The 13,090-nt window shown below is 36.1% G+C and carries 12 protein-coding genes and 6 tRNA genes; 4 read left to right on the forward strand and 14 right to left on the reverse strand.

The features are described 5' to 3' along the window. Window positions 1-315: 315 nt before the first annotated feature. Entirely contained in the window at window positions 316-492 is a 177-nt protein-coding gene (locus Q1A47_RS08310; protein ID WP_080668671.1) for a YjzC family protein, read from the reverse strand. 251 nt (window positions 493-743) lie between these two features. Here Q1A47_RS08310 and Q1A47_RS08315 point away from each other — a divergent pair, with 251 nt between their 5' ends. Both Q1A47_RS08315 and Q1A47_RS08320 read left to right on the forward strand, forming a co-directional pair. After that, window positions 744-956: a hypothetical protein gene (locus Q1A47_RS08315; RefSeq protein WP_034678959.1), complete on the forward strand. Its 213-nt coding sequence runs from the start codon at window positions 744-746 to the stop codon at window positions 954-956. A gap of 20 nt (window positions 957-976) precedes the next feature. Then, a complete protein-coding gene (locus Q1A47_RS08320; protein ID WP_034678961.1) occupies window positions 977-1,588 on the forward strand; it encodes an endolytic transglycosylase MltG in 612 nt (203 codons plus the stop codon). Between the two features lie 363 nt (window positions 1,589-1,951). Here the strand turns inward: Q1A47_RS08320 and phoU are convergent, their stop codons facing one another. The 12 genes from phoU to Q1A47_RS08380 all read right to left on the reverse strand — a co-directional run bounded on the left by phoU (window position 1,952) and on the right by Q1A47_RS08380 (window position 11,571). Further along, the gene (gene phoU, locus Q1A47_RS08325) at window positions 1,952-2,608 is read right to left on the reverse strand and encodes a phosphate signaling complex protein PhoU (RefSeq protein WP_166530588.1); all 657 of its coding nucleotides are present in this window, start codon (window positions 2,606-2,608) and stop codon (window positions 1,952-1,954) included. Between the two features lie 534 nt (window positions 2,609-3,142). Further along, window positions 3,143-5,230, reverse strand: a complete 2,088-nt coding sequence (locus tag Q1A47_RS08330; RefSeq protein WP_166530587.1) for a penicillin-binding protein 2 — start codon at window positions 5,228-5,230, stop codon at window positions 3,143-3,145. A gap of 78 nt (window positions 5,231-5,308) precedes the next feature. Next, entirely contained in the window at window positions 5,309-6,580 is a 1,272-nt protein-coding gene (locus Q1A47_RS08335; protein ID WP_166530586.1) for an MFS transporter, read from the reverse strand. A 196-nt stretch (window positions 6,581-6,776) separates the two neighbouring features. Beyond that, window positions 6,777-7,388, reverse strand: coding sequence for a superoxide dismutase (locus Q1A47_RS08340; protein WP_026681161.1), 612 nt, complete (start codon window positions 7,386-7,388; stop codon window positions 6,777-6,779). Between the two features lie 176 nt (window positions 7,389-7,564). Further along, window positions 7,565-7,640: transfer RNA gene (locus tag Q1A47_RS08345), tRNA-Phe, on the reverse strand. Window positions 7,641-7,661: 21 nt separating this feature from the next. Beyond that, window positions 7,662-7,754 (reverse strand) — tRNA-Ser (locus Q1A47_RS08350). 11 nt (window positions 7,755-7,765) lie between these two features. Continuing rightward, window positions 7,766-7,842: transfer RNA gene (locus tag Q1A47_RS08355), tRNA-Ile, on the reverse strand. Between the two features lie 21 nt (window positions 7,843-7,863). Beyond that, window positions 7,864-7,939, reverse strand: a tRNA-His gene (locus tag Q1A47_RS08360). Between the two features lie 26 nt (window positions 7,940-7,965). After that, window positions 7,966-8,042 (reverse strand) — tRNA-Met (locus Q1A47_RS08365). 4 nt (window positions 8,043-8,046) lie between these two features. Next, window positions 8,047-8,121: transfer RNA gene (locus tag Q1A47_RS08370), tRNA-Asn, on the reverse strand. 574 nt (window positions 8,122-8,695) lie between these two features. After that, window positions 8,696-10,321, reverse strand: a complete 1,626-nt coding sequence (locus Q1A47_RS08375) for a Na/Pi cotransporter family protein (protein ID WP_166530585.1) — start codon at window positions 10,319-10,321, stop codon at window positions 8,696-8,698. A gap of 617 nt (window positions 10,322-10,938) precedes the next feature. Beyond that, a complete protein-coding gene (locus tag Q1A47_RS08380; RefSeq protein ID WP_026681163.1) occupies window positions 10,939-11,571 on the reverse strand; it encodes an NfeD family protein in 633 nt (210 codons plus the stop codon). Window positions 11,572-11,648: 77 nt separating this feature from the next. On the opposite strand from Q1A47_RS08380, the gene Q1A47_RS08385 reads away from it, so the two are divergent. Beyond that, window positions 11,649-11,966, forward strand: coding sequence for a hypothetical protein (locus Q1A47_RS08385; protein ID WP_034678965.1), 318 nt, complete (start codon window positions 11,649-11,651; stop codon window positions 11,964-11,966). 270 nt (window positions 11,967-12,236) lie between these two features. Here Q1A47_RS08385 and Q1A47_RS08390 read toward each other — a convergent pair whose 3' ends face one another. Continuing rightward, on the reverse strand, window positions 12,237-12,611 hold the full coding sequence (locus Q1A47_RS08390) for a hypothetical protein (protein WP_026681164.1): 375 nt from the start codon (window positions 12,609-12,611) through the stop codon (window positions 12,237-12,239). 168 nt (window positions 12,612-12,779) lie between these two features. Here Q1A47_RS08390 and Q1A47_RS08395 point away from each other — a divergent pair, with 168 nt between their 5' ends. Next, the gene (locus Q1A47_RS08395; RefSeq protein WP_026681165.1) at window positions 12,780-13,064 is read left to right on the forward strand and encodes a DUF2624 domain-containing protein; all 285 of its coding nucleotides are present in this window, start codon (window positions 12,780-12,782) and stop codon (window positions 13,062-13,064) included. Window positions 13,065-13,090 lie beyond the last annotated feature (26 nt).

Here is a 13,090-nt window from a genome sequence, read left to right on the forward strand (position 1 = left end):
GTAATTCGTCGGAGCATTGCCAATATACATCAAACATTTCAAAATAACTACTTGGCTTAACGCAGTCATTGCACTGAATTTATACTTTCTTAACTTACAAAGATAAACGAGCAATCCGTCCCATTCTATTTCTCCAAAAAGTGAACGAAGAAATTTCGAATGACTTCCCGAATATTACTTTATATATTCGGATTTTCTTTATATTAAAAATTCATTTCTTTCTTCTTTTTTCATAGATGCACTTAATGAAATGCTTTTATTCATGTAAAAATACCTCCCGAAATCCAAAATCAGGAGGTATCTCACTTATTTCTTCTAGTTTTTATCATATGTCCAAACTCGATTATGATTTGTTGTTTGCGGGAATTTTTCTCCCGCTTTTAATTTTATTATTTTGGGATCCGTGACACTGCTCCCCGTTTCACCGATTTCGATATATACACCATTATTTGGTGCTTTTTGGCCAAATCGAAAATGACTGAATTCACCCATTGCTGTAACTCCTTCCAAAATTCTTTATTATCACGTAATAAGTAGTGTAATCGTTTAAACAGCAAATTATACACCAGGTCGTTGTACTCACATTTCCATTTCTATTTTCATTTCTTAGGACCTGTTAATCTGCTTTAATTCAGCAAAAATCGGGACTATTCTATTAATTTTGTCGAAAAAATTTAATTGGTAATGGCTTTTAGCTACTCATTTATGTTATAACTAATAATGAATAAGAAGGAGGTATTTACATGGTCTATGCAATCATTACCATCATTGTGATTGGACTAGTTCTACTAACATTGTCCTATTTCTTAAATGATCGTATGGAAGAAGTAGAGAGTCAATTAGAGCAGTTCTCCATTACTACGATGCAGGATACATATCAAATGAAAAAGAAAATAAAAATCCTGGAAGAGGAATTGCTTACAGAAGAGTTCGCACAAGATTTGGAAAATAAATAAAGGGATTAAAGGAGAAAACAATGAAACAACCTGTACGAGTATTTGCAATTGGTCTTCTTACAGCAGGGATTATTATGTTAGCCACTTATCTATTATTTAAGGGCGATACAAAGACTGTTGAAGGTATTTCTGAGAAAGAATTGATTTCTCTAGTCAAAGATAAAGGATATCATGTCTTATCCAATTCAGAGTACGTTGCTTTATCTGTCAATGATAATCCAGAAAAAGCTGCGAAAACTCCACCGAATGAAAATACTTCTACTACTACACAAAATGATCAATCTGCTAAGACTACAGAGCAAGAAGATGCAGCTAAAAAACAAGATTCCAATAATACGGAGAAAGCTGAAAAAGAAAACACCAAAGAAGAAAATCAAGAACAGAAGAAAGAACAAGCAAAGGAATCACCGGAAAAAGAGGAAGGTCCCAAAACGTATACCTTACATATAAAAGAAGGGATGGCCTCATCTGAAATAAGTTCCTTATTAGAAGAGAACAAATTAATTAAAGATGCTTCTGAATTTAGCGATTACTTAGAAGAAAATGACTATAGTCAACGCGTGCAAATCGGTAAGTATAAATTAAATACAGATATGGGTCCATATCAAATAGCAGAGGCAATCACTAAATAATAGTAAGGAATGCACGATTAAATAAGTGGCTAACTAACATTCTCGATTAGCCACTAACGTATTTAAAAAGAGACTGAGACAAAAGAATGAAGAAGCAATTAAAAACGAACGATGATTGGTTGGAAACTAATTATCGTTCGTTTATTGATCAGAATCATTCATTTAGCACCTGAAATAAGCGAGACTCCGGCGGGAACAGCACGAGTCCGAAGATCCACTTGGTAACGTGTTTTTCTTTACCAAGTTAGCTGAGGCCGTGCCCGCGGAAAACGAGTATAGTTTCACGGTGCGGCGATGATCTCCTATTGATAATATGATTATTCGTATTTTGAGTAAAGAAGTTATGTTTTGTACCAGCCTCTTTTAATTTAAATTAAAATTCTCTCCTTTAACTAAATATAAAATGCTTTCACCAATGTTGGTAATATGATCAGCATACCTTTCTAAATATCGTGCACAAAAGGCAACTTGCATAATATATTGAATTTTATCTGGTTTTGTAGCAGTTTCTCCTAGAAGCTCACTAATGATTAATTTGTTCTGTTTATCTACCTTATCATCCATTTCTGATAATTGTGCCGCTAAGATGATATCTTCATTGGAAAATGACTCCATTGCTATCTGCAACATTTCTATGATATATGTTTGCATGTTTGCTAAACCGTGTGGTAATAATGTCTCCCCGTTTTCTCCTAAACGAATTGCTGAACGGGCAATATTTTTCGCGTTATCAGCCATTCGTTCTAAATCCGTCACAATTTTTAATGCGGTAATTAATCTTCTAAGATCCGTTGCTACTGGCTGTTGTTTGGCGATAAGTAAGATAACTTTATCATTAATATCTATTTCCTTTTTATCTATTTCTTTATCATCTTCAATTACTTGGTTTGCTAAGGTTATATCTTGTTCATATAAGGAATTCAGGGCATTATTCAACGCTTTTTCTGTTAATTTAGCCACTTGTATGATATCTTGATTAATCTCCTCTATTTCATGATGAAATTGTCCACGTGTATTCATCTGGCTTTTCCCTCCTATCTAATCTAGCTATTGCTTATCTATACTTTAACAGACAGGTATGAAATGGCTATTGATTTAATGTTAATTACATGTAAAATTTTATAAAGTGAAACTTCAATCAGTTTGGGATTTTTGTTTTATCCCCCACTGATTGCTAGTACCACAAGGGTCTGACCTAATGGCCTTTGAACCAATCGGACATGTACTAGCAATAGATCCACGACTTATCCATATTGGGTTTACTTTATTGCTTAAACTAGGGGCTTACTGACAGTTATATGCGGGAGAACAAAACGCAAGCGCCCATTTAAAAACGTAGCGAATGGAGCGATTCAACGGAGATAAAGGAATCACGGTAAGCTTACGAACAGATGATGACTTTATATCGTAAGGCGATTCGTGAAGTCGCCACCGTTTCTCAGCGCTGGAGCTGGACACCGCACAACATGCCCACATTTATACATATGGACTGTTATAATTTCCTAGAGTATAAAAAAGTACAAGTCTTCGTAGACTTGCACTTTACGTAATACTTTATTCTTTTTCTTCATTCTTTTCTTTGTCTCGCTCTTCCTTCAAATCAAAATATGCATCTAAAATCCGGGTTCCAATCATATGATTAATCTTATAGGAGGTACCCTTGCCTGTATCTGGTGCTATAATCGCAAATGCCATCTCTGGCTCGTCATATGGTGCATAACCGACAAGAGATAGATTTTCTGTCTCCGCTAACTTTTTGCCATCTTTATACACTTCATTTTGCGCCGTACCAGTCTTCCCTACAGCGTTATAATCTTTACTATGGTAGTACCCATAACCAGTTCCTCCTGGCTCCTGGAACACTCTCCGAAAACCTTCCTGCACACGATCTATATAGGATTGATCCATTTGAACACGGTTCAAGATATCCGTGTTCTCACTACGATAGATGGATCCAAGATCCTTACCTGATTTACTTGGTTCACGAATTTCCTTTAGAAAATGCGGACGAACTCGATAGCCATCATTGGCAATCGTCGACACATATTGAGCTAATTGCATCGTGGTATACGTATCATACTGTCCAATAGCAAAGTCCATTAAAAGTCCTGCTCGATTCATCGAATCCCCTTCAAAGCCAACACTTTCATAAGGAAAATCAATACCAGTCTTCACGCCTAAACCAAATTGCTGGAAATAGTTACGCATTTTCTGCCAAGCTTCTGTATTAAACGACGCTTTATTTCCATTTGGGAAGGGATAGCGATTCTCTCCCCCCATTTTTAATGCGATATAAAACATGTAGACGTTGGACGAGCGTTTCAACGCATCTTGATCATCAACTACCCCAATACTGCTGCTGTAGGAACCTTTTTTCGGGGTACCTGAAATTTTTATCGGACTGTCATTAAATCTTTGTCCAGGTGAGATCACGCCTGATTCTAAGCCTGCAAGTACAGTTGCACCCTTTACAATAGAACCAGGGCGATGCGCATCATACAACGTCTTGTATGCAGCGTTACTGTATTCATTTCCATCTCTGGTTTGTCCACTAACCGCTAATAATTCACCTGTTTGTGGATTCATAACAACGGCAAGTGCATCCTTTAAATATTTATTGTCATAGGGATGGCTCTGAACGGCAGCTTTTAATTCCTCTCGTACTATTTTATCCACTTCTTCCTGAAATTCCATGTCGATAGATAAAACTAAATCCTTACCTCGGCTACCCTCAACGACCGTTTCTGTTCCAACAACTTCACCTGATTTAGTAGTCGTGTACTGAATTTGTTCCTTTGTTCCTCGTAATACGTCCTCATAATATTCCTCAAGTCCGCTCTTTCCAACCCGATCATTACGGCTATAACCTCTTGTTAGGTAATATTGCTCTTTTTCTGCCAAGATCCCTTGCTCTTGTGTTGTAATAGTACCTAGTAAGCTGTTGATCGTCTCACCAAAAGGAAAGTCCCTATTCCAGTCAGTCGTTGCATTAACTCCAGGTAGAACATCCAAGTGCTCCGAAACTTTAGCATATTCCTCTGCGGTGACATCGTCATTTTTAACTATTTGCGGCGTAAGCGAATATGCTTTATCTAATTCTTTTTTAATTGCAATTACTTCAAGCTCCTGTTTCGAAAAACCGGAGATTTCATCTTTTGTAATTCGATCTAGAATCGTATTATACTGTTCAGCATTATCTAAATCTGCTGCTTCTTTTTCAGATAAGCGATTGTCAGCTTCTTCCTTATTTTTTAAGTACCAATACTCTTTTTTATTGCGCTCTGTTAATTTATCAAGGTATTTTTTTTCATCATCCATGGAAATATACTTCGACAATTTTTCAGCAACTTCTAATCGATCTTCTGCCTGCGTTCCTTTTGCAGGTGTATACGTGATCGAATACAATGGTTTATTGTCTACAATAACATTATGGTTACTATCATATATTTTACCTCTGGGAACGGGTATCTTTGTTGTATCCTTTACCGTTCGATCAATTTCTTCCTGAAAAGCTTCACCGTTTAAAATCTGTACAACTCCTAATTGTAAAATAAGCACTGTAAACATTAGAAACACAACAAAAAACAATATGTTAATTCGGAAGGGAAGTTGCGTTTTTTTCTTTTTTTTCTTATTCCCCATTATCTCTCCCCCATACGAAATTAGATTTATTTTAAACCTTATTCATTATATCATTTATCCCTCTTTATTTTCATCCATTTATCTATTTTTTTCGTCTGTTAATTGCTCTTTAATTAATACTTCTTTTTTTGGCTTACTTCCTAAGTAGATGTTCTTGACGAATAAATAGATAAAAATATGCCCAGCACCAAAAACGGCTAATATATATGGGATTGCCTTTTCAGCTGGAAAAATAGAAACAGCAATTAAAAAAACAGAAATGGAAGTAATTCTTCCGATATTGACAAACATTTCTCTGACAACGATATACTCCACACGTAACTCTTTTGCCTTCCATGCTTTTCCTATTACATCATAGGTTAAAGAGACATATGGTATAGTAATGATTGGGTAAGCGATCCCAATGCAAATTGCATATATAATTAGCTGTGCATAGCTAATCTCAAAAATAATAATTGTAATCGAGAAATACAGGATAAGACTCCCGATAAGGATAGCTTTTTTTCTCATGGAAGGCTTGATAACTTTCGTCCCAATAAAATAAAAAACAAAGGATAAACCAGAGAACACTAGATTGAACATCCCTAATGAAAATTCACTTTGTGTAATCAAAAACACCCATATGGAGATAACAAAGGCAAATATCCCTTCTCTTAATCCTTGAAAAATATGTGCATTTAATATACGATTCCAATTTTTGTTATGTGATCGTTCAGCTAATACCCGTCGAAAATAAAAGCTTCCTTCTGCCTTTCTCCTTGCCAAAAAGAAACTACAGATAACTGCGCAAATGAACAAAATAAAAGAAATCGTAAAAATTGTTGTATATCCGATATTTGCTTCCAAATTAGCAATAATAGTCCCAGCTAATAACGGTCCAATCATTCCACCAAAGGATTGAAGCACTCCTAAAAATCCATTAAAAAAGTCCCTAGTCTCTGGCTCAGTAATCTCGAATGTAAGTACATTAAATGCTAGCCAATAGAAACCATAACCAATACCAAGAAGACTACCTAGCATAAAATTATAGTACGATGCTTTTTCAGCAATAATTAATACACTCAAAAAAAAGAGAGATAAAAAAATTACCCCTAAACGTAATACAATAACTCGATCCACTTTCTTAGCTAATTTTCCAGCCACAATAAACGTCAATGGTTGAAAAATATAAATGGCTAAATTATATACAGCAATGGTTATATAATCCCCTGATTGCTTCCACAAGTATATATTTACAAATGTATTGGATAAAAATATCCCTAAAGAATATAGTCCACCAATAACAAGTAAAAACAATAAATCCTTATCAATGTCTAATTTCCCCTGATAAAGTGATAGGCTTTTTCGCATATTCCATACTCCTTTTCAAGTCATTAATAGTTTGAACAAATGAGTAACAGATATGCAAAGAAGCCTTAATTAAAGATAAGGATATAACAATCTATTCATTAAGCTTACATTCATCATTTCTTGACAATTATAGATAAAAAAAGGCATATGAAGGAATCGAATCCCCCCACATGCCTTTTCTATTCAATTATTTTTGTTATTTCGCTTCATTATAGTTTTTCGTTACTTGATCCCAATTAATAACATTCCAGAAAGCTGAAATGTAATCTGGGCGTTTATTTTGATATTTAAGATAGTAAGCGTGCTCCCAAACATCAAGACCTAATAAAGGTTTTTTCCCTTCCATTATCGGCGAGTCTTGATTAGGTGTACTCATTATTTCTAATTCTTCATTATTTAAAACTAACCATGCCCAACCTGATCCGAAGCGTCCTGCTGCAGCATTAGCAAATTCTTCTTTGAATTTATCAAAGCTGCCAAACTTTTCATTAATTTTATCAGCAAGCTCACCAGTTGGTTCGCCACCACCATTAGGTGATAATACTTTCCAGAACAGACTATGGTTTGCATGGCCGCCACCATTATTACGTACGGCAGTCCGCGCGCTTTCCGGAACAGCATCTAGATTACTTATTAGCTCTTCAACAGATTTATTCTGAAGATCAGCATGTCCTTCTAAAGCACCGTTTAGTTTCGTTACATACGTATTATGATGCTTTGTATGGTGAATGTTCATGGTTTCTTTATCAATAGTAGGTTCTAGTGCATCGTAAGCATAAGGTAGTTCAGGTAATTCAAATTTTGCCATTATAACTTCCTCCTAATAAAATTATTTTATTAAAAAGGATCGAATATTCACCCTTTTAAAGCAAGATTATCAAAGCTACTATACTGATGCAAATTATATGCATGCATTTTTTTACCAAATTATAAAAAGCGTTATTTTCTTGAGAAAATAAAAAAACAAGCCACCGCTTGTTTGAATGGTGGCTCGGGACGGAATCGAACCGCCGACACAGGGATTTTCAGTCCCTTGCTCTACCGACTGAGCTACCGAGCCTAAATCTACTCTAAATATGTATGGAGGAGGTAGAGGGATTCGAACCCCCGCGGGCTGTTACACCCCTGGCGGTTTTCAAGACCGCTCCCTTCAGCCAGACTTGGGTATACCTCCAAATAATTTTATGGTGGACCCTGCAGGACTCGAACCTGCGACCGATCGGTTATGAGCCGATAGCTCTGACCAACTGAGCTAAGGGTCCTTCTCATTTTAAAATTGTTTATGGGGCGACCGGTGGGGATCGAACCCACGAATGCCGGAGCCACAATCCGGTGCGTTAACCACTTCGCCACGACCGCCATGCTTCAGATTAATTGTTATATTATGGTGGCGGCGGAGGGGATCGAACCCCCGACCTCACGGGTATGAACCGTACGCTCTCGCCAGCTGAGCTACACCGCCAAATTGGCTCCACAGGTAGGATTCGAACCTACGACCGATCGGTTAACAGCCGATAGCTCTACCACTGAGCTACTGTGGAATGTTATCGTGACTACTTTCAACGAATTATAGCGACAAGATATAATTTACCATGTTCAACAACATCTGTCAATATTTTTTTCAAAAAATCATAATCGCAATTTCTTATGTATGTATCGCTGTTAAAACGACAATATTTACTATAGCATCTTATCAAAGGTTTTTCAATACAAAATTTAAAGTTAGAAAATTTTAATTTTAATTCCTTTATTAATTAGTAAATACTACCTTATAACTTGTAAAGTAACTCCTGTGTTTGTGTGAGCAGACGTAACGCTGAGTCACCTCTTGAAAACCATACTACAGGGGCCGGAAGTCACCCGTTTTTCTACAGAATTTTCCTAACAGAACTTCACGAAATAACTCCCCTTCACTTAACTCACCATGGATAAGTGAACGGCTTTCTTCAAGTTCCGGTTGAATAATGCTTGTTCACACAGATTTTCTTTTCCGCAAACGACAATGACGTAGCTCTTGCAGTTCATTTGAATTTGAGATAGCTAACTTCTACTTAGTATAAAAAACAACTGTCAGAAAGCATTTCCGACAGTTGTTAAACTAAACATACGTTATTATTATTCACCTAATACTTCTTCAGCAATGTTAACCGCATGGTCTCCAATTCGCTCTAAATTGCTAATGATATCAACAAAAACAATTCCAGCTGATCCAGTACATTTACCTTCATTCATACGAATGATATGTTTCTTTCGGAAATTCCTTTCCATTTTATCAATTTTATCTTCTTTTTGAATCACAGCTAGTGCCTCTTCTCTGTCCATACTTTGGAGAGATTCAACGGCTTGTTTTACTGTTGACGTTGTTAATTCAAACATTTCATTTAGATCTTCCTGAGCATGATTGGTTAATTGAACTTTATTAGACATTTTATAATCAATTAATTCGACAATATTTTCAAAATGATCGCCTATTCTTTCGATATCTCGAACGGAGTCAAGGAGTGCGGAATGTTTCGCACTTTCTATTTCCGTAAGTGATTCTGCCGATAGTTCTACAAGATAATCTGTTATTTTTCGGTCCAGATTATTTAAAGCCCCTTCTATTTGCATAGCCATTTCGGAATGCTTAGAAAGTTGTGTATTTAAATATTTATTTGTTTCTTCTAAGCCTTTATAAGCATATTCACCCATGCGAATCACTTCTGCTTTCGCCTGATCTAATGCCAAGGTCGATGATTGCTGAATAAATATCGGATCTAAGTGTTGTGGTTTATACTCTACAATTGTATCTTCACCTGGAATAATCCTAGTAACTAACCAAGCTAAAGCGCCTATAAATGGAAATTGAATGATCGTATTTGTAATATTAAAGGTCCCATGAGCAAACGCAATTGTCATCTCCGGGTTCAAGTTAAACTGTCCTTGTAAAAACGTAACAATTTGCGTAAAAACTCCAAGTAGGAGTAAAAAGATGGTAGCTCCAACTAAATTAAAGATTACATGAGTATACGCTGCTCGTTTTGCAGCAACAGTTGCACCTAGAGATGCTAGCACTGCAGTTATTGTCGTTCCTAAGTTATCTCCAAAAAGAACGGGTATGGCTGCCTTTAGTTCTATTGCTCCTTCAGCAAATAGACCTTGTAAAATACCTATTGTGGCACTTGAACTCTGTACAACAACGGTAAAGACAGTACCGATAACTACACCAAGAACTGGGTTTTCACTCATATTAACGGTTAATTCATGAAATGCTTCTAGTGTACGCAATGGCTTCATACCACTACTCATTAATTCTAATCCAAAGAATAATGCACCAAATCCAAAGATTGCTTGTCCAACTGCATTAACTTTCTGACTTTTAAAGAAAAATAATAGAAAACACCCTACAGCAATGATCGGTAGCGCATAAGCACCAATATCAATACCTATTATAAATGCAGTAACTGTTGTACCTATATTAGCACCCATAACTACACCAATTGCTTGTCTTAACGTCATAAAGCCTGCGTTTACTAGACCGACTGTTAAGACAGTAGTACCAGAGCTACTTTGAATTAAAACCGTAACGATAATACCAGCTAATACCCCCATAAATGGGTTACTTGTAAAGCGATCCAGTATATCTCTAAGACGATCCCCTGCTGACTTTTGTAACCCTTCTCCCATAAACTTTATACCAAGAAGGAAAATACCCAGTCCGCCGATAAATTCAAATATCAGTTTTTGAACATCAATTTCCAAAATTTATACCTACCCTTCCATTCATGTTGAATCTTGTCACACCATACCAATATTAATTATATATAAACTTTTTGTAAAGGTTTAAAAGGTATATTTAACATTAAATTTACATTCAGCTACATTTAATAGATCTTTTTAGTATTTACTACTTCATGCTTTCCATGCGATGAACAAATAAACAAAAAGAACAAAAGCGCTAGCGCCCGATTAGAAACGTAGCGACTGGAGCGAGTTAATGGAGATAAAGAAATCACGGTGAGCTTGCGAGCCGATGATGACTTAGCTTAGGGCGATTCGTGAATTCGCCTCGTTTCTGGGCGCTGGAGCTCGACGCGGCTCATCACGCACATCTTTTGGACTTTGGCTTGTTTGGGAGCCTTGTCCGTCTACAGAGCCTTGGTATCAGATTTCTGTTCGTCGAGCCAAGATTTTGATACACGCTTCCTTCAGCCTTCACCTCACGATAAACACCTTTGCGGTTCTCTAGTGGTTGGTTGATGTGTACCCTCACAGCGGACTTTCACCACCTAGATAGTCGCCATGCCTGGCGCACAAATAAAAAAGATAATCTTTCTAAGATTATCTAAAATCTTGTCGATTATCTTCACGTTCAGCAACTAACCATTTATTATTTCAACTAAAATTTTCGTTCCGTCGACTTGAACTACTTTTACTTTTGTATCTTTACTAATCCACTGACCATTTGACACAGCACTATAGTCCTTTTGTTCAATGCGAATCGTTCCTACCGGTCGTAAATCGTTTAGTGTTACTCCCACTTTATTTAAAAGTTGTTCATAGCTTTGATTCATGGAATTATAGCCTGCTTCCTTCGTAAGTTGATCTGTTAAGGTTAATTTATTCCACATATCTCTTCTTTTAAATACCTTTAAGAAAAAGAATGAAGCTCCGCCACCTAGCAGTACACCAAGCACAGCATATAAACCAGAAGCTAAATTAGGCGCAGGCAACGCTACTGCTGTTAACATACAAGCTAATCCAATCGTAGCAAGTGTTCCATCATTTAATAATTTTCCATCAATAATGATAAGTAATAATCCTACAAAATAAATAATAAGCATAATAATGAACGAGCCTGTTTCAACATAGGCACCAAAATATACCGTAATAAAACCTATACCTAATAACGCAAAAATTCCACGCATATTAACAAGCACTTCGCCAATTAAAAACAAGGTAGCAAAACCAGTAATAATGATTCCAATCCATTCCAAATCAAAAACACTCAAAAAAACTCCCCCTCTCTCCTATAGTACGTATATACGTAAAACAGCAATGATTTGTTTCATAATAAGGAGTAGATCTGATGAATTTCCTAAAAAAAGCAGCCATTTGGTTTATTATTTTCTTGTTTCTTTCAAGCGTTTATAAGGATATTTCAAATGTACAGACAACACCGTTCCAAGAAAAAGAATCTGAAGTGTTACATACAGATTACCATGTCACACCGATAAAAGTCCAAACAGGGGATACTGTTCTAAGTATAGTTGAAGAAATAAATAAACATCAGTTAAATAGGTTGAATATTGAAAAAGTTTTAATTGATTTTCAAGTTATTAATCCAAAGACAGATCCATATCAACTTGAAATTGGGAATTTTTATTACTTTCCCATTTACGATTAAAACATAATAAAAGTCAAGGAGCCGAAATAACGCTTTTCTCTTCTAGAGAATCTCCTGTGCTTTTTTGCAAGTCTTTCCTGTCAATATTACGAATGCAACTAGTACGTTTTTCTGAATAAGCGACAATAACTCACCCTTGCTTGCGTTTCGAACAATTTACTCCAATCTCCTACTATAAAATACAGCGGATAAGAAGAGCTATATTCTAAATAAAGATGGGCTGCCGAGATACTTTCTCGACAGCCTGAAAGGGCTGAGATAGCCCTTTGTCTACACAAACGGTAATACAAAAAGGGTAATTAAGATAGAGATTGCCCCACCTGCAATGGCAATATTCCCTAATGTATCCGCTCCACGACTTCTCGACATGAACCCGAGAATGATACCGGCAGCGCCAAAAATTACCGGCCAAATAAAGAACGAAATAACGGATAATGCGATCCCAACCCAACCGAATGTTGAATTTATATCCGTATCATTATCTGTAACATCTGGATCGTAATCATCTGCAGTCATTTCTGCAGCAAATTCTTCGTCTCTAGAACTGTCAGGTTCAATTCCAACGAAATCTTCATTTTTTCTCTGCTCACCATAATTCGGAGCTCTTTCTACATCCTTCATTCCATTATTTGGATACTGATCCATAGTCCGAGACCTCCTTTTTCTAAATAATGAGGTGCATCTTTAGGATATGGAATTTCACATAAATTAATGGTGTTATTTAATGGAAGGGAGAATTTATGGGAGACAAGTTGATTTTTTTATTTTTGCGCATACAGTAAAAGAGTATATAAAAAGGGGAGTATTTTTAAAATGTCCAATTTTATAAAAGAAATGATTCGTAGGAAGTTAGCACAATTAACAGCTCCGGAATTACTTCATTATAGTAATCAATATGGTTTTTCATTATCAAATAATGAAGCTCAGCAAATTATTACGTATTTGAAGAAAAATAATGTAGATCCATTTTCTTCACATGGAAGAGAAAAGATGCTTCGAGATCTAGCTCTTATTACGGATCAAGCAACTGCAAAAAAAGCCCAAAAGTTATTTAATGAATTAATTAAATCTTACGGGCTCGGTCATTTATTTGAGTAAGGAATAATACTTTCGTACTATTCCTT

Source organism: uncultured Virgibacillus sp., from assembly GCF_947495635.1.
GTDB lineage: Bacteria > Bacillota > Bacilli > Bacillales > Amphibacillaceae > Virgibacillus > Virgibacillus salarius.